The 17,665-nt window shown below is 65.1% G+C and carries 16 protein-coding genes and 1 pseudogene; 12 read left to right on the plus strand and 5 right to left on the minus strand.

The window, feature by feature from the left end:
* Positions 1–29 precede the first annotated feature (29 nt).
* From BM133_RS32255 to BM133_RS32265, 3 genes are all read right to left on the minus strand, one after another.
* Entirely contained in the window at positions 30–860 is an 831-nt protein-coding gene (locus tag BM133_RS32255; RefSeq protein ID WP_177225017.1) for a helix-turn-helix transcriptional regulator, read from the minus strand.
* Between the two features lie 75 nt (positions 861–935).
* Positions 936–1,895 carry a response regulator transcription factor gene (locus tag BM133_RS32260; protein WP_093443257.1) on the minus strand — a complete coding sequence of 320 codons (960 nt, stop codon included), beginning with the start codon at positions 1,893–1,895 and terminating at the stop codon, positions 936–938.
* Positions 1,896–2,171: 276 nt separating this feature from the next.
* Entirely contained in the window at positions 2,172–3,506 is a 1,335-nt protein-coding gene (locus BM133_RS32265) for an MFS transporter (RefSeq protein ID WP_093443259.1), read from the minus strand.
* Positions 3,507–3,705: 199 nt separating this feature from the next.
* Between BM133_RS32265 and BM133_RS32270 the strand changes: the two genes are divergently transcribed.
* The 10 genes from BM133_RS32270 (at position 3,706) to BM133_RS32315 (ending at position 13,508) form a co-directional block, all read left to right on the plus strand.
* Positions 3,706–4,734, plus strand: coding sequence for an AraC family transcriptional regulator (locus BM133_RS32270; protein WP_218158420.1), 1,029 nt, complete (start codon positions 3,706–3,708; stop codon positions 4,732–4,734).
* Between the two features lie 100 nt (positions 4,735–4,834).
* Entirely contained in the window at positions 4,835–5,632 is a 798-nt protein-coding gene (locus tag BM133_RS32275) for an esterase/lipase family protein (RefSeq protein ID WP_143100276.1), read from the plus strand.
* Positions 5,629–6,408, plus strand: a complete 780-nt coding sequence (locus BM133_RS32280) for an SDR family oxidoreductase (protein ID WP_093443261.1) — start codon at positions 5,629–5,631, stop codon at positions 6,406–6,408. Before BM133_RS32275 ends, BM133_RS32280 begins: the two co-directional genes overlap by 4 nt.
* 10 nt (positions 6,409–6,418) lie before the next feature.
* A complete protein-coding gene (locus tag BM133_RS32285) occupies positions 6,419–6,919 on the plus strand; it encodes a hypothetical protein (RefSeq protein WP_143100277.1) in 501 nt (166 codons plus the stop codon).
* Positions 6,916–7,995 carry a PHA/PHB synthase family protein gene (locus BM133_RS32290; protein ID WP_093443265.1) on the plus strand — a complete coding sequence of 360 codons (1,080 nt, stop codon included), beginning with the start codon at positions 6,916–6,918 and terminating at the stop codon, positions 7,993–7,995. Before BM133_RS32285 ends, BM133_RS32290 begins: the two co-directional genes overlap by 4 nt.
* Complete coding sequence (locus tag BM133_RS32295; protein WP_093443267.1) at positions 7,992–8,597, plus strand: GNAT family N-acetyltransferase; 606 nt, start codon at positions 7,992–7,994, stop codon at positions 8,595–8,597. Before BM133_RS32290 ends, BM133_RS32295 begins: the two co-directional genes overlap by 4 nt.
* Before the next feature lie 23 nt (positions 8,598–8,620).
* Positions 8,621–10,285 carry a fatty acid--CoA ligase gene (locus BM133_RS32300; protein ID WP_093443269.1) on the plus strand — a complete coding sequence of 555 codons (1,665 nt, stop codon included), beginning with the start codon at positions 8,621–8,623 and terminating at the stop codon, positions 10,283–10,285.
* A 2-nt stretch (positions 10,286–10,287) separates the two neighbouring features.
* Entirely contained in the window at positions 10,288–11,025 is a 738-nt protein-coding gene (locus tag BM133_RS32305) for an acetoacetate decarboxylase (protein WP_093443271.1), read from the plus strand.
* A 3-nt stretch (positions 11,026–11,028) separates the two neighbouring features.
* A complete protein-coding gene (locus BM133_RS32310; RefSeq protein WP_093443273.1) occupies positions 11,029–12,006 on the plus strand; it encodes a 3-hydroxyacyl-CoA dehydrogenase NAD-binding domain-containing protein in 978 nt (325 codons plus the stop codon).
* Between the two features lie 5 nt (positions 12,007–12,011).
* Positions 12,012–13,508 (plus strand): CoA transferase, encoded by a 1,497-nt coding sequence (locus BM133_RS32315; RefSeq protein WP_093443405.1) that lies wholly within the window; start codon positions 12,012–12,014, stop codon positions 13,506–13,508.
* Between the two features lie 12 nt (positions 13,509–13,520).
* Here the strand turns inward: BM133_RS32315 and BM133_RS32320 are convergent, their stop codons facing one another.
* Entirely contained in the window at positions 13,521–14,387 is an 867-nt protein-coding gene (locus BM133_RS32320) for a winged helix-turn-helix domain-containing protein (RefSeq protein ID WP_143100278.1), read from the minus strand.
* A 447-nt stretch (positions 14,388–14,834) separates the two neighbouring features.
* Here BM133_RS32320 and BM133_RS32325 point away from each other — a divergent pair, with 447 nt between their 5' ends.
* Both BM133_RS32325 and BM133_RS32330 read left to right on the plus strand, forming a co-directional pair.
* Positions 14,835–15,455 (plus strand): hypothetical protein, encoded by a 621-nt coding sequence (locus BM133_RS32325; protein WP_093443277.1) that lies wholly within the window; start codon positions 14,835–14,837, stop codon positions 15,453–15,455.
* A gap of 33 nt (positions 15,456–15,488) precedes the next feature.
* Positions 15,489–15,610, plus strand: a pseudogene (locus BM133_RS32330) (IS3 family transposase); the annotation flags it as partial.
* 160 nt (positions 15,611–15,770) lie between these two features.
* On the opposite strand, the gene glmS reads toward BM133_RS32330, so the two are convergent.
* The gene (gene glmS / locus BM133_RS32335) at positions 15,771–17,651 is read right to left on the minus strand and encodes a glutamine--fructose-6-phosphate transaminase (isomerizing) (protein WP_093443279.1); all 1,881 of its coding nucleotides are present in this window, start codon (positions 17,649–17,651) and stop codon (positions 15,771–15,773) included.
* Positions 17,652–17,665: the final 14 nt, after the last annotated feature.

Raw genomic sequence — 17,665 nt, forward strand, 5'->3', positions numbered from 1 at the left:
TGCAGGCCTTTGCGGCGCATGCCGCCTTTCTAGGAACCCCGACGATTCCCGCGCACTTGCGAGGGCGCAAGGCCGAAGCGGGCGCGGAATCTGGTCGCAAAGTGCGACGTGGAGCTGTAGCCGCTGTCCAGGGCGACGCGGTAGACGGGCAGATCCGTTGCCAGCAGCAGGTTCAAGGCCTGCCCCATGCGGGCATCTGAAACCAGCTGCTTGAACGAAGTGCTTTCGGCGCCCAGGCGCCGGCGCAAGGTGGCCTCGCTCATCGAGAAGGCGGCCGCCAGCGACGACGTATTCCAGTCCGCGGAAGGATCGTCGACCACCATCGTTCGAATCTGGTCGCCCAGCGATTTCTGCCTGGGCGAGACCAGATGGAAGCCGTGTTCCCGCAACCAGATCAGGACCTCCAGCACGCGGTGCTTCAGGATGGAAGGCGGCAAGCGGTCGCCGGCCCCGAGCGCATTGCGCGCCATCTCGAACCCATCCTCGAGCAAGGCATCCACGGGCGAGAGCAGCCGGGCGCCATCGACAGGCGCTACGTCGACCAGCGGCGAATCGGGCAGCGGGTTCACCAGGCTGGCGTCCCAGGCCAGCCAATCGGAGCGGTAGGCCCGCGGGCCGTCCGAAAAGTTGGTCACGTCGTAGGTCCCGGGCGTCATCAGGATGGCATCGCCCGGTCCCGCGGTGCAGACGCTCGAACCCCGCCGGACACTTCTCTTGCCACAACGCACCAGCACCAGGAGAAAGTAGTCGATGGCCATTTCCCGCAGGATCGCGTCGCTGGTCTGGATCGTGGTTCCGGCAGCGGCAAGGTGGGGCACCCGATCTATCCGGCGCTGCAGGCCGTGCGACTGATTTCCCATGCTGTTCATTCCTGGCGGCCGCCGCTCTTGCGATCTTTCCGCATCGTCTTCCACCTTGAAAGGTTTCTGATGAGCCTAGGTGACCGCGTCTTCCTGCCTCTCGAAAAAGGTCAACAGATAGCCGATGCCGTGCAGGGTAGACAGCCGCGCACCGCGGTGGTCGCCGAAGTTGAGCTTCAGCTTGCGGCGTATGCACGAGACGTGCACGTCGATCGTGCGCACACCGGCCTTCCAGGTGCCCTCGGGCCAGACGGCCTTGAAGAGCACATCGCGCGGCTGCGCAACGCCGGCATTCTGGAAGAGGAAGAGGGCCAGGTCGAACTCCCGTGGCTTCAACCGGATCTTCTCTCCGTGGAAGCTGACCCTGCTGAATCGGGGTTCGAACAGATAGTGTCCGAAGACAAGGCGCGTGGAGGCGCGGTGAAAGTGCGCCGCATTGATCGTGGTGGCGAGGATGCGCGCGACGATCTCGCATTCCTCGCAGGGCATCAGGATGAAATCGATCGCCGGGTCCATGACGAAGGTCTCGGCGCTTCGCAACTGCTCGGGATGAAGCATCAGCAGCACCGGCATGGACATCCCGGCGATGTGCCGCAGATAACGCGCATTGGACAACGCCGTGTGCCGATCGCCGCTGAGCGCAGCGACCACGATGTCGAACTTTTCTCCCGCATCGAGCAACTGCGCCAGGTGCTCGATGCGCCGGAACTCTGCAGCGCCATGCCCCAGCGCGCGGACCGCGCTGCATACGAAATCCCTGTTCGGGTCCGAATCGTCGAGCACGGCGATGCGCATGCCGTATGCCTTGGGAAGTTCTGCGGGCTGGAGAAAAGTCTTGCTCGCGCGCAGCAGATCGCGGACCTCCGATTGATGCACTTCCAAGAGATTTCCTTTTCGTTCGCCACCTGGATATCGCGTTCGATTTCCACAAAACAGGGGCCTGCTAACAGAGAGGTTCAATCTACTTAAAACATGCGCATGACGGCATTCCCGATGCAGGCAATGAACATAACCGGCACGCACGATGCGAGGCATTCAAAGGTTGAAGGCCGGGCGCACCTGACGCCGATCGAGCGCGATGCGTGCGGCATGCGGTTGACGACCGAGGCGAGCAGTTCGAGGAGTCGCCCGATGGACGGGCCGCGGCTATGAGAACGCGATACGCGTGGCCGCCAAGGTACGTACGCGGCAATGGGGCTCGTGCGACTGGGCAGCACCAACATCACGCGCGAAAGCGCGCAAGCGCCCCAGGGGGCGCTTGCGCGAAGTTCTGTTCAACCGGCGAGAGGAGGCTCGCCCGCCCGAGCCCGTCTAGTGAACGGGCGCCCGCGCGGGCCGCACCACGCGCAGCAGGATGGCACCCGAACACAGGTAGAACGCGATGAGGAGGTACATGCTGTACACCGGGCTGCCGGTGTGCGCCGTGATCCACCCCGTCACGGAGGGGGCCGCCGCCGGCCCCAGGTTGCCCAGGCTGCTTATCAGCGCAATGCCACCGGCGGCACTCGCTCGCGAAAGGTATTCGGTGGTGGTCGTGAAGAAGAGCGGCGTTGCCGCGATCCATCCGATGCCGGCCAGCGTGAGCCCGGCCATCGAAGCGAGGAAGTTGCCTTGCGACAAGCTGATCACGCCCATGCCGGCAGCGGCTGCGATCACGCAGGAGGCGTAGTGCCAGCGTCGCTCGCGGTGCTTGTCGGAATGGCGGCCGATCCAGACGGTCGCGAAGACGCCGAAAAGCTGCGGAACGGCTGCGCACAGACCGACGTAGAAAAGATCGGCCACGCCCCAGCTCTTGATGAGGCTCGGAATCCAGAACACCATCGTGTAGGTCGCTCCGAGCAGAAGAAAGTAGGACAGTGCCAGCGCGTAGACCTTGGGGTCGGCGAACAGCTGGCCGAGGCCCGTGTGCGAAGCGGGCACCACGTCCTTCTCGTCGTGGTCCAGTTCATGGCGAAGCGTTTGCTTTTCCTCCTGCGTGAGCCATTTCGCGTCTTCGGGCTTGTCCTGCAGATAGAGGTATGCCGCGATGCCGAGCAATGCCGCAGGAACGCCCTCGACGATGAACAGCCACTGCCAGCCGTGCAGGCCGCCGGTGCCATTCATGTACTTGAGGATCGCGCCGCACAACGGCCCCGCGATCACGCTGGAGATCGCCGTCGCGGTCATGAAGATCGCAATGATCTGGCCGCGCCGCGCCGACGGATACCAGTAGGTGAAGTACAGGATGATGCCGGGGAAGAACCCCGCCTCGAACACCCCGAGCAGGAAGCGCGCCGCGTAGAACTCCATGGGCGTTCGCACGAAGGCCATCGCCGCGGCGACGAACCCCCAGATGAACATGATGCGCAGCAGCGTCTTGCGCGCGCCGATCCTGGCGAGCAGCAGATTGCTCGGCACTTCGAACAGGAAATAGCCCACGAAGAAGATGCCGGCGCCAAAGCCATAGATCGCGTCACTGAAGGGCAGCGTCTGCTTCATCTGAAGCTGGGCATAGCCGATGTTGATGCGGTCCAGAAAGGCCACTGCGTAGCACAGCATCAGGAACGGGATGATGCGCCAGCTGACCTTGCGGTACACCGCCTCCGTCGCCTCGGACGCATGAGCCTGCGGCAGTGCGTCGGCGAATGTCGTCGTGTGTGTCGTCATTCTTTGTCTCCAGTGTTCTTTTCGGAGCAGACGCCGCGCAGGCTCCGATCCCGGCTGCAATCTAAGCGTCGCGGCGCGCCTGCGGAAGGTGCGCTTAGACCGCCTGCCGGGTTAATTGGGGACAGCGCAAAAAAATGCGTCGACGGCTTGGTAGAGGCCCTGATCTGTCGACGGCGTCGTATGGGGTAGCCTGTGCCGCGTGAACAGCCCGCTCCTCAGTTTTGAACAGCGCATCTATCCGGCACACAAGCTGGCCGTGCTGATCGGCATGCTCGTCGAGAACGGCGTGCCGGCAGCCGATGCACTGGCCGGCAGCGGCATTGCCGAGGGCAAGCTGCATGTTTCGAAGACGCGCATTTCGTACCACCAGATGCAGACCGTCTTCCGCAATGCCGTGCGCCTGACGAGCGATCCGGCGCTCGCGTTGCTGGCCGGCCAGCGCATGCGCGTTACCGCGTACGGCATGTACGGCTATGCCCTGCTCAGCAGTCCGAGTCACGCGGCCAGCGTGGACTTCGCGGTGCGCCATCACCGCGTGATGGGGCCCGTGGCCGACATGGTGTTTTCACGCGAGGACGACACGGCGACCTATTCATACCGGGGCATCCTGTCGTCCGATGCGCGAGAGGATCTGTACCGGTTCGCCATCGAATTCCAGTTCTCGAGCCACCTGACGCTGATGACCGATCTCTACGGTCCCGGCTTCAAGTTCTCGCGGATGAAACTCGCGTATCCCGCACCGGCCCACAGCGCCCTGTACAAGAAGATATTCAAGTGCCCCGTGCTTTTCGACCAGCGAGTCGACGAGCTGTGCTTCGATGCGGCCTGGATGGACGAACCCATGCGCTATGCCGATCCGATCACCTATGCCATGGCGCGGGAGATGTGCGAGTTGAGCCTGTCCGAGGTGAATCAGGCCGGCGGGTTGGCGACCGATGTTCGCCGCATCCTTGTGGAGCACCCTGGCCGCTTTCCGAACATCGACGCGATGGCCGCGGAGTTGTCCATCACACCGCGCACCCTGCGCCGCAGGCTCGATGCCGAAGAGACCTCCTATCGCCAGATCCTGGGAGACGTGCGCATGCGCCTGGCCATCGGCTACCTGCGCGAGACGCCGATGACGAACGACGAGATCGCGAGCCGGCTCGGCTACAGCGACGGCACCAATTTTCGCCATGCCTTCATGCGTTGGACGCAAAAGAATCCTTCGGCCTTCAGGGACTCGTAGCCACCACGAGGTGGCCGAAATTAACCCACAGATCGGCCCAATCGAACCTCCGCATCGACAGGCCTATTCGCTACGCTGCGATCGATACAGGAGACAAAAAATGCCATCTCAGGCAAGCACGGTGGGCCCGCCCTCGAAGGCGCTGTGGGCGCGCGAAGTCGTCGCGGTGGCGGAACTCGGCGCCTACCTTGCGGCCATTCCCTGGTACTGGCTCACGCCGCGCGGCGATGGGCATCCGGTGATGGTGTTGCCGGGCCTCGTCCAGACCGATCTTTCCACGCAGCCGTTGCGCAGCTTTCTTGCGAGCCGCGGCTACAAGGCAAGCCGCTGGGGCCTGGGCCGCAACAAGGGCCGCGCGAACCTGGTCGAGGCATCGCTGCTGCCGCGGCTGCAGGCGCTGCATGCGGAAAACGGCCGCAAGGTCAGCATCATCGGCTGGAGCATGGGCGGTCTCTATGCACGCGAACTCGCACGCCGTGCGCCCGAACTCGTGCGCCAGGTCATCACGCTCGGCAGTCCCTTTGCCGGCCCCGCCAAGGCCTCCAATGCCTGGCGCGTCTACGAGATGTTGAGCGGCGAGAAGGCCGGAGATCCAGAGATCGGGGGGCGCTTCGAAGGTCCCCTGCAAGTACCGACCAGCTCGATCTACAGCCGCAACGACGGCATCGTCGCCTGGCAAGGCTGCCTCAATCCGCCCGGCGCACAGGCCGAGAACATCGAGGTGGGGTCGACCCATTTCGGTCTGGGTCATCACCCCGCCGTGCTCCATGCCGTGGCCGATCGCCTGGCGCAGCCCGAGGGGCGATGGCGGCCGTTTGCGCCCCAAGGCATGGCGCGCCACCTGTTCCCCACGCATTCCGCTGTCACACCCACTGCAACGATGGAGTTCCACACATGAGCCTCGCCAAACTTCAGGATCTTCATGGCCGCATCGCGCTGGTCACGGGCGGCTCGCGCGGCCTCGGCCTGCAAATGGCCGAGGCGCTCGGCGAACTGGGCGCCAAGGTGGCCATCACGGCGCGCAAGGCCGACGAACTCGAGGAAGCCAGGGCGCATCTCCAGGCGATGGGCATCGAGGCGCTGCCCATCGTGTGCGACATGGGCAAGCTCGAGAACATTCCTGCGATGGTCGAACAGGTCATCGCCGGCCTCGGGCCGATCGACATCCTTGTCAACAATGCCGGCACCACCTGGGGGGCCGCCACCATCGACCATTCGATCGACGCATGGAACAAGGTCATCACCTTGAATCTCAGCTCGATCTTCGTCGCGAGCCAGGAAGTCGGAAAGCGTTGCATGGTGCCGCGCCGCAGCGGCAAGGTGATCAACATCGCCTCGGTGCAAGGCCTCTCGGGCGGCTACCCCGAGGGCATGCCGACGCTCGCCTACAACGCGAGCAAGGGCGGCGTGGTCAACCTCACGCGCGCGCTGGCCAAGGAATGGGCGGCGCACGACATCAATGTCAATGCGATCGCGCCAGGTTACTTCGCGACCAAGATGACCAAATACATCCTGGATACCCAGCATGGCAAGACCGAAGACCTGGCACCGCTCAAACGCACCGGCGGCCCCGAGGACCTGAAGGGCGTGACGGCGCTCCTGGCTTCCGATGCCTGCTCCTTCATCACGGGCCAGATCATCGCGGTCGACGGCGGCCTCACGGCCGTGTTCTGAAGGAGCACCCGTGGCCGACCAGTCTTTGCTTGCATCGCTAGACCCCTTCACCTATTGGCGCGATGTTGTCTCGCAGGTGGAGAAGGGCGTGAACGAATTTGCCAACAGAAAAATGAAGTCCGACAAGTTCGTGCGGGGCATGAACAAGGTGGTCGGCGTTTCGATGGCCGCCAAGAAGATGCGGCAGGATCTGATGCAGCGCTACTTCGAAGCGCTGAACCTGCCAAGCCGTGCCGACGTGCTGGCGCTGGCCGAGAAGCTGCAGTCCATCGAAGACCGCCTGATCGGCATGGCGGCCGCGCTCGAGCGGCTCGATCGGCTCGATGGCGGCAAGGGCATCGCGGCCATCGGCATGCAGGGCGCCCCCGTGGTGCGTCGCACGAGAAAGCCACCGGCTCCTGCCGCAACGATGGCGCTCGTGGCGCCGCCATCGCCATCGCCACGGCCATCGGCCGTCGCCGTGCCCGCGCGCAAGAAAACCGTCGCCGCCAGGCGGCAGGCCCGTTCATGAGCACATCGGACACCGCCGGCGAATCGATCGCGAGCCGCGTGCAGGCGGAGATCGAGCGCGCCCTGCAACGCAACATCAAGGGCCTCGAATTCCTTGGATCGCGCGGCCCCGCCGTCGGCGTGACGCCGCGCGACCTGATCCATCAGCGCGGCACCCTGGCGCTCTACCACTACCGGCCGATGGTGGACGAGATCTACCGCGTGCCGCTGCTGCTCGTGATGGCGGTGACCAACCGGGGCTACATCCTGGACCTCGCACCCGGGCAGAGCCTCGTGGAGTTCCTGCTCAGGCAGGGCTACGACGTGTTCATGATCGACTGGAACCCGCCACGGGCCGACGAGAAGAAGCTGCGGCTGGAGGACTACACCCTGGACTTCATTCCCGAGAGCCTGCGGTGCGTGCAGCACGCCACGGGCGAGGAAGACGTGACCCTGGTCGGGTATTGCATGGGCGGCGTGCTTTCCACGATCTACACCGCGCTGCATCCCGATGGCCCGGTGAAGAACCTCGCGGTGTTCACCACGCCCGTCGACTTCACCCAGATGAAGCTGTTCTCCAAATGGAGCGACAAGCGCCACTTCGATGTCGACCGCCTCGTGGACACCGTGGGCAACGCCCCCTCGGAAATGATCTACGCCGGCTTCGACATGCTGCGCCCGGCCGATCGCATCGCGGGCCAGGTGCAGCTGTGGGATAACCTCTGGAACGACGAATTCGTCAAGTCCTACCGCATGTTCGACCGCTGGGCCACGGACGTGCTGCCGCTGCCCGGCGAGCTCTTTCGCCAGACGACCAAGGAGTTCATGTGGGAGAACCGCCTCTACAAGAACGAACTGAGGATCGGCGGCCGGCGCGTGGACCTGAAGAGCATCAAGGTTCCGCTGTTCCATGCAATCGCGGAGCACGATCACATCGTGCCTTACGACGCCGCCAAGCCCCTGGTCGCGCAAGCCGGCTCCAGGGACAAGGAAGAAGTCGTTCTCAAGGGAGGCCACGTCAGCGTGGTGGCCGGTAGCAACGCAGTCAAGCGCCTCTGGCCCAAGCTTGACGCATGGTTGGGAGCACGTTCGACATGACGACAGACACGACAAACACATCCACCCGTTCCTATCCGCGCGCCATCGAGACGCCCGACGGCGACATCGAATTGCGCCTGCTGACACCGGCCGACGAGGCCGCCGTGCTGGCCTTTGCGCAGGGCCTCTCGGTGCACGACCTGCTGTTCCTGCGGCGCGACATCAGCCAGCCCAAGGTGGTGGCGGCCTGGATGGACGCCACGCGCCGCGGCACCATCGTCACCGTGCTGGCCACGCGCGGCGGCGCCGTGCTGGGGTGCGCCACCATCGTGCGCGACGACCTCTCGTGGTCGCGCCACGTGGGCGAGCTGCGGGTGATGGTCGCGCCTCAGGTGCGGGGCCAAAAGCTGGGGCAGAAGCTCACCCAGGAAGGCTTTGCCATCGCCCTGGAGATGGGTCTGGAAAAGCTCATCGCGCAGATGACCGTCGACCAGCGCGGCGCGATCGCGGTGTTCGAAGGCCTGGGCTTCAAGCCCGAGGCGCTGCTGCGCGACCATGTCAAGGACCGTGACGGCCAGAAGCACGACATCGTGATCCTGAGCCACGACGTGGCCCGATTCCATGCGCAGATGGCGGCCTACGGGCTGACCGAGGCGTTGTGAAAAAAAAGCCGGGAGACAACCCTGTGACCGCTCCATTGATCCAGCGCGCCGACAGCGCGTACGGCTATCCGCTGCTCATCAAGCAACTGCTGCATGCGCCGCTGGCCCATGCGGGCGAGCAAGAGATCGTCTACCGCGACCTGCGGCGCTACAACTACCGCAGCCTTCGGGAACGCATCGGCCGCCTGGCCAATGCGCTGGCCGCCTGCGGCGTGGGGCCGGGCGACACGGTGGCCGTGATGGACTGGGACAGCCATCGCTATCTCGAGTGCTACTTCGCGGTGCCCATGATGGCCGCCACGCTCATGACCGTGAACGTGCGGCTGTCGCCCGAGCAGATCCTCTACACGCTGGAGCATTCGAGCGCCAAGGTGCTGCTGGTCAATGCCGAATTTGCCTCGGTGGTCGAGGAACTGCTTCCCAAGCTCACGCATGCCAGGACCTTCATCCTGCTCGACGATTCCGCCGATGCACCGGTGGGCCGGGTTCCCTTCGCCGGCGAGTACGAGGCGCTGCTGGCCCAGGCACCGGCCGAGCATCGCTTCGAAGACTTCGACGAGAACACGCGCGCCACGGTGTTCTATACGACGGGCACCACGGGGCTTCCCAAGGGCGTGTCGTTCAGCCATCGCCAGCTGGTGCTGCATACCCTGGCGGTGATGGGCTTCATGGGCTCCAGCGCGCCCGGCCAGAACCTGCACCGCGGCGATGTCTACATGCCGATCACGCCGATGTTCCACGTGCATGCCTGGGGCCTGCCCTACGTGGCGACCGCGCTCGGCCTCAAGCAGGTGTACCCGGGCCGCTACGAGCCCAGGATGCTGCTGAAGCTGAAGAATGCGGAACAGGTCAGCTTCTCGCACTGCGTGCCGACCATCCTGCAGATGCTGCTGGCCGTTCCGGCGGCCGAGGCCGGCGAGCTGCAAGGCTGGAAGATCGTGATCGGCGGCTCGGCCCTGACCAAGTCGCTGGCACACGCCGCCCTGGAACGCGGCATCGATGTCTGGGCCGGCTACGGCATGTCGGAAACCTGTCCGACCCTGTCGCAGGCGCAGCTCGCGCCGCAAGCCCATGCATTGCCCGAGGACGAGCAACTCGCGCTGCGCACGAAGTCCGGCGTGCCGCTGCCGCTGGTCGACATGCAGATCGTCGACCCCGACATGAAGCCCTTGCCGCGCGACGGCAAGTCCACCGGGGAAATCGTGGTGCGCGCGCCCTGGCTGGCCCAGGCCTACTTCGACAATCCAGAGGCCTCGCGGTCGCTCTGGGAAGGCGGCTACCTGCACACGCAGGACATCGGCAGCATCGACGCCAATGGCTACCTGCAGATCACCGACCGCCTGAAGGACGTCATCAAGAGCGGCGGCGAATGGATCTCCTCGATCGAGGTCGAGGACCTGTTGCAGCGGCACGCGGGGGTGGCCGAGGCGGCCGTGCTCGGCATCAAGGACGAGAAATGGGGCGAGCGGCCGGTGGCGCTTGTCGTGGCACGTGCGAACCAGGATGGCGCGCTCACCGAAGCCGCGCTCAAGCAACATCTCATGGCCTATGTGGAGAGCGGCCAGATATCGAAGTTCGCGATTCCGGCATCGATCCTTCTTGTAGCCGCGATCGAGAAAACCAGCGTCGGCAAGATCAACAAGCGGGCGCTGCGGGAGTACCATGCCGACGCATTTGGAGCAAAGTGACCATGAAGGTAGAAGAACTCCTCAAGCAGGTCAGCACGCCGCTCGGTGCGCCGGCCTTTCCGCGCGGCCCCTACCGATTCAATGGCCGCGAGTACCTCAATATCACTTACCGCACCGACATCGAGGCGCTGCGCAAGGTGGTGCCCGAGCCGCTTGAAATCGACGAGCCGCTGGTGCGCTTCGAGGTCATGCGCATGCCCGACACCACGGGCCTTGGCAACTACACCGAGTGCGGCCAGGCCGTCGTGGTGCGCCTGGGGCAGGAGCGCGGGGAGTATCTGCACGCGATGTACGTGGACAGCCACCCGGCCATCGCGAGCGGGCGCGAGGTCAGCGCCTTTCCGAAGAAGCTCGGCGCGCCCCGGCTCTACACCGATTCCGACACGCTGGTCGGCACGCTCGACTACGGCACGCTGCGCATCGCGGTGGCGACCATGGGCTACAAGCACGAGGCGCTGGAATTCGAAGAGGCCAAGGCCGAGATCTGCGTGCCGACCTTCATGCTCAAGCTCATGCGTGGCTACGACCGCAAGCTGCGCATCTGCGAACTCGTTCGCGCGCAGATCCAGGACATCGAGATCAAGGCCGCCTTTCGCGGCCCGGCCCGGCTGCAGCTGTTCGAGCACGTGCTGGCGCCCATGGCCGATTTCCCCGTGCGCGAGGTGATCGCGGCCAGCCATATCGTGGCCGATCTCTCGCTCACGCCGCCCTCGGTGGTGCATGACTACCTGGCTCGCTGAATCATGAGCACGCCTTCTGCATCCGGCGCGATCGATGTCCTGCAGCGATTCCATCGGGTCACCGTGGTCGGTGGTGGCGTCATCGGTGCCTCCTGGGTCGCGTTGTTCCTTGCCAATGGCCTCGATGTCACGGTGCAGGACCCGCGCGCCGGCGTCGATGCCGAGGTGCGCGACCACGTGGCCCGCGCGGCCGACGCATTGCGTGCGCTGGGTTTCAGCGAGCATGCGATGGCAGGCGGCCCCGAGCGCCTGCACTTCGAGCCCGACCTGGAACGCGCCGTTGCCGATGCCGACCTGGTCCAGGAAACCGGCCCCGAGCGCAGCGATTTCAAACGCGACCTCTGGAAGCGCGCGGGCGCCGTGGTGGCACCGCATGCGCTGCTGCTGTCGTCCAGCTCGGGCATTCCGGCCAGCGAGCAGGCGCGGGACATGCTGGACCCTGCGCGCATGCTGATCGGCCATCCGTTCAATCCGCCGCACATCATTCCGCTGGTCGAAGTGGTGCCTGGCGAGAAGACATCGCCCGACGCCGTGGCCGATGCGGTGGCCTTCTACCGCGCGATCGGCAAGGTGCCGCAGGTGGTACGCAAGGAGATCGGGGGCTTTGTCGCCAATCGCCTGCAGTCGGCGATCTTTCGCGAGTGCGTCTCGCTGGTGGCCAAGGGCGTGGTCACCATCGACGAGCTCGATTCGATCGTGACCCATTCGGTGGGCATGCGTTGGGCCGTCGACGGGCCGTTCGCTTCGTTCTACCTGGGCGGCGGAGACGGTGGCCTCCGCAGTTTCGTCAAGCAGTTCGGCCCCGGCATGGAGCGGCGCTGGGCCTCGATGCAGGAGGAGGTGCATTTCGACGAGCGCACGACCGAGTTGCTCTTCGCCCAGGCCGATGCCTCGTATGGCCAGCGCACGCGTGCAGAGCTCGAGGCTGAACGCGATGCGCGCCAGATCGCGCTGCTGCGGGCGTTGCGTTCCAAGGAGTGATCCGCATGGCCGACAACACGACCGACGGCATCCTGCGGGCGCTGGCCGATCGCAGCACGCACAGCGAAGGGTTCGATCCGCACGCGCATCTGCGCCACGTGCTCGGCGGCATCGGGCTCACCCCCGAGGACAGCGGCGGCACCATCGGCTTCATCGGGCGCGACCCGATCATTCCGAGCGTGTTCCGCATCGCTTCGGCGGCCGGCATCGGATTGGTCGCGAAGTCGGTGGCCATGGCCGCGCTGTGGCGCGCGCGCGGCGGCGACGGACAGGACATCGAGGTCGACCTGCGCCGCACGCCCCACCGGCTGTGCCCCTTCTACGACCGCAAATGGGAAAAGCTCAACGGCTACCCGCCGCGCAATACGGCCGATCCCGATTCGCCGTTCACCCTGAAGTTCTATGAAACCGGCGATGGCCGCTGGGTCATGCCGCTGAACCTCTACCCCAAGCTGAAGTCCTCGGCCCTCCGCCTGCTGGGGTGCAGCGACAGCGAAGCCGCCGTGGCCCAGGCGATCCGCGGCTGGAAGGCCGCCGAGCTCGAAGACACCTGCGCCAAGGCGGGCATCGTGATGCCCATGCTGCGCTCGGTCGAAGAGTTCATGCACGAGCCGCAGTACCTGCAGGTGCTGCGCGAGCTGCCGCTGATCGAGATCGAACGCATCGGCGACTCGGCGCCCGAGCCCTTCACGCCGAATCCGACGCAACCGCTCGATGGTGTGCGTGCGCTGGGCATGGCACGTGTCATCGCCGGTGCCGGCACCGGCCGCGCGCTCGCGCTGCATGGCGCCGATGTGCTCAACATCTGGCGGCCGAGCGACTTCGAAAGCGAACTGCTCTACGCCACCGCCAACGTGGGCGTGCGCTCCTCGGTGCTCGATGTGGACGATGCCGCGGGCCATGCGCGCATGCAGGCGCTGCTGGCCGGCGCCGACGTTTTCTATGCGAACCGGCGCAAGGGTTTTCTCGACCGCTACGGCCTCTCGGCCACGCAGGCGGCCGCGGCGCGGCCGGGCATCATCCACGCGAGCGTGAGCCTGCATGGCGAGCAAGGTCCCTGGGCCGACAGGCCGGGCTTCGACCAGACCGCGGGCTGCGTCACGGGCGTCATGACGCTGGAAGGCTCGCCGAGCGAACCCAGGCTGCCGGCCATCATGGTCGTCAACGACTACCTGGGTGCCTGGCTGCTGACCAGCGGCATCGCGGCGGCCCTGATGCGCCGCGCGCGCGAAGGCGGCAGCTACCGCGTGCATGTCTCCCTCACGCGCTTGTCCCTGTGGCTCTACAGCCTGGGCCTCTTCGACAAGTCCTATGCGCACGCCGCCGCCAACGGCAGCGACGAGCACCGCTACCTCGACCCCGAGGTGTTCACGGCCGATACGCCGATGGGCGCCTACCAGGGCGTGACCGAGCAGGTGCGCATGTCGTCGACACCGGGCCGCTATGGCCAGGTGCTGGTTCCGCGCGGCTCGTGCAAGCCGGAGTGGCTTGCGCGCGGCTGAGCGCCTCCTGTCTTACTTGCGCCGCGGGTCTGATTCTTCAGAGAGTCGAGGGCGACCCTTGGCCCTCGGCGGTCGAGTTGCCTTGTCGCCACCAGGTACACGGTCTGGCGCTTCGGAACTTCTGGAAGCGGCGTCGACGGCAGAAAGGATGTAGCCGTGCTTGTAGGCGGCCCGAAGAATGAATCCGTTTTCTGCGCGCAGATCGAGCCTTCGACGCACGTTGGTCACGCATACGTCGATCGTTCGATTCGTTCCTTGTGGTGGCGTCATCTTCCACACCGATGTCCATAGCCAGTCCCGACTTACGATCTTGCCGACGTTGCGAAACATTGCCAGGGCCAGGCCGAACTGGCGTGGTTGCAGGCTGATCGGACGGCCTCGATGCAGCACGACGTGCTCCTCTTCAAGAAACCGGTAGTCGCCAAAGCTGATGCTGCGTGCTTTGGGTTCTTGTGGCAGCGCTCGAGCGCTTTTCAGCAAGACGTCGATGCGCCACCCCAATTCGCTTTCCGACATCTCCGAAGCGACGATGTCGACGAGTTGGCTGTTGGAGGCTTTGGCGCGGAGGGCGGGCCATCCTGATGCTTGAACAACGAGAAGGACGGGCAAGTGCAGCGCTTCGCTGACGGAGTTCACGTTGCGCCAGGAGGTCTTTCCAGCGCGAAAGCTCGACAGGACAAGATGGAAACGCTGCCCACAGACAAGGGCGCTCATCAGTTCGAGGATGTCGGAGAAGTACTGCGGAGAATGGCCCAGCGCTTCGACCTTTTGTCCGAGCTCACTGCGCTGGATTTCCAGATCATTCACGACGGCCACGGACGACGGCTCTGCGAGGGGAATAGCTTCTCCTGGATTCTTGGTGGTGATGATGATGCGCAAGCCAGGTGCGCGTGCGGCGAGCGCGGCGCGGGGTGCGCAACGCGCATCCCAGGCTCCTGGCGCAACGCACAGAAGCAGACTCGGGCCAGGCAACTTTGCCGCAATCCAGCGCCGGGGAAAAGTATCAGTTGCCCGATGATTTTGCGGCGCAGGAGAATACGTCTCATGCCTTTTTTCTCGACGCTCCACGGGATCCAGGCACTGATTTCGCGAGCGTCCAGTGAAGTCATATCGACAAGACTGAGCGACGCAGACCGATGGCGGCCGTGAGTCGGAGGTGGTGACGTGCGGCTGTCCGCTGGGCCTCGTGAACCCGGGGAAGCTCCTGCCCTCCTGAGAGTCCTTCAGTCGGTGCAAGAAGGCCGCCGCCCCATCACCTCCTGCGGTATCGACCCGGACGCGTTGGTGCGTTCTACACTTCCGGTTCGCAAGCTTGGGGAGTCAAACGTGGGCTACGACAAGATGATCGCGTGGACGTCGGCAATGTTCGGCCTGTTCACCATATCGCCGGCTTCCGATGCGCAGACTCACACGGCCGCCGCGCGCTGCATCACGACACCCATCACGCTGGAGAGCAGAGGCCCCAAGCCCGAAGTGCTCGCCGTGCGCAGCAATACAGACCGCTACCTTCTGCTGTTGCCCGACCATGGCGGCGGTTCGTGGAGCGTGCAGTGCGGCCCTGATCTGCCCCTGGCCGCCACCTCGCGGCACGGTTGGACGGTGGCCCTCGACATCCGGCCCCGCGAAACGCCCGTCGATCCGCTGCCCTACCTGCGCGAGATCGGCGCGGCACAGACCGACACCATGACGAAACTCGGCTACGAAGTGCGCGACCTTGCCTTGACCACCGAGAAGCGCCCTTTTCTTTCTTACGTGCTCCAAAAGCCGGGCGCTACAGGTCCGGCCGCCACAAGCACCCATCTTTGGACGGTGCTGCAGCGTGCCGATCACGCGATGCTGGAGTTGCACGTCTCCGCCTCATTCGGCGACGGCGCACAGCGCACCCGCACCATCAAGGGCTTTCGCGGCATGATTGCCGAAGGCTTTCATCTGACGAAGGTGCCTTGAGTCACGGGCGACTGATCACATCAGGCCGGGAGGGTCGAGCAGTTCATCAAAGAAGTTGATTCCTACATCCGTTGGTACAACGAGAAGCGGATCAAGATCTCCTTTGGTCTCGCAGCCCCATCGAATACCGACTAAGTCTCGGACCCGCGACTTAAAACCAGTCCAAGTTTTTATCCGCACCCCAGGGCCAGAGATCAGCGGAATTCAACAGTCTCAGGCATTGATGATTAATGCCAAGGAACACTTGTCTCAGACATTGGAGCGCTGTCTCGGACATCAATCGAAAAAAAAAACCCCGCCGCTCTTATCGCGAACTCACTCCACCGTCACGCTCTTGGCCAGGTTCCGCGGCTTGTCCACATCCGTCCCGCGCGCGCACGCCGTGTGATACGCGAGCAATTGCAGCGGCACCACGTGCAGGATCGGCGACAACGCACCGTAGTGCTCGGGCATGCGGATCACGTGCAGCCCTTCGCTGCTCTTGATCTTCGTGTCGCCATCGGCCAGCACATAGAGCACGCCGCCGCGCGCGCGCACTTCCTGCAGGTTGCTCTTGAGCTTTTCGAGCAGCGCGTCGTTCGGCGCAACCGCAACGACCGGCATCTCGCTGGTCACGAGCGCGAGCGGGCCGTGCTTGAGCTCACCGGCCGCATACGCCTCGGCGTGGATGTAGGTCACTTCCTTGAGCTTGAGCGCGCCTTCGAGCGCGATCGGGTAGTGCAGCCCGCGGCCGAGGAAGAGCGCGTTGTCCTTGCGCGCGAAGTCCTCGGCCCAGCCGATGATCTGCGGCTCCAGCGCCAGCACCGACTGCAGCGCGACAGGCAGGTGGCGCATTTCCTTCAGGTAGCGCGCCTCGTCGGCTTCGGTGAGGCGCCCCTTGGTCTGCGCGATGGCGAGCGTCAAGAGGAACAGGCCCGCCAGCTGGGTGGTGAAGGCCTTGGTCGACGCCACGCCGATCTCGACACCGGCGCGCGTGATGTATGCCAGCTTGCACTCGCGCACCATCGCGCTGGTGGCGACATTGCAGATCGTCAGCGTCTGCCCCATGCCGAGCGAGCGCGCGTGCTTGAGCGCGGCGAGCGTGTCGGCCGTCTCGCCCGACTGGCTGATGGTGACCACCAACGTCTTGGGGTCGGGCACTGAATCGCGATAGCGGTACTCGCTCGCGATCTCGACCTGCGTGGAGATCTTCGCGATGCCCTCCAGCCAGTACTTGGCGGTGCAGCCGCTGTAGTAGCTGGTGCCGCAGGCCAGGATGAGGATCTTGTCGATGTCCTTGAACACGCGGTGCGCGCTCGCGCCCGTTGCGCCGTCCTGCCCGATGCCGTCGAACAGCTCCGGCACGATGCCCGCCACGCCTTCGAGCGTGTCGCCGATGGCGCGCGGCTGCTCGAAGATTTCCTTTTGCATGTAGTGGCGGTACGGGCCGAGCTCGGCCGCGCCGCTGTGCGCGAGCACCGTGCGCACCTGCCGGGTCACCGGCTTGTGGTTCTTGTCGACGATCCAGTACTTGCCCGGCTGCAAATCGACCACGTCGCCTTCTTCCAGGTACACGATCTGGTCGGTCACGCCCGCAAGCGCCATCGCGTCGCTCGCCAGGAAGTTCTCGCTGCCGTCCTTGCCCGCGCCGAGGATCAGCGGCGAGCCGGCACGCGCGCCGATCACGCGCTGCGGCTCGTCGCGGCAGATGACGGCGATGGCGTAGGCGCCGTGCAGTTGCAGCACCGCGGCCTTCACCGCCTCGAACAGGTCGCCGTCGTAGAGGCTGTCCACCAGGTGGGCGATGACCTCGGTGTCGGTCTGGCTCTCGAACACGTAGCCCTTGGCCTCGAGCGCGGCGCGCAGCGCCTCGTGGTTTTCGATGATGCCGTTGTGTACCAGCGCGATGCGGCCGGGGCGCGTTCCTTGCGCATCGGCGCCAGGGCCGTGGCTGAAGTGCGGGTGGGCGTTGTGCACCGCCGGCGCGCCGTGCGTGGCCCAGCGGGTGTGGGCGATGCCGGTCAGACCCTCGAGCTTGTCGTCGCGCACCTGCGTGACGAGGTCGGCCACGCGCGAGGTGGTGCGCGCCCGCGTGAGGCCGCCCGCATGCACCGCCACGCCGCACGAGTCATAGCCACGGTATTCGAGCCGTTCCAGGCCCTGCACGAGGACCGGAACGATGTTGCGATGGGACGCTGCCCCGACGATGCCGCACATGGTGAGCTGCCTTT

Origin of the sequence: Variovorax sp. 770b2, assembly GCF_900115685.1 — a bacterium.
GTDB lineage: Bacteria > Pseudomonadota > Gammaproteobacteria > Burkholderiales > Burkholderiaceae_C > Variovorax.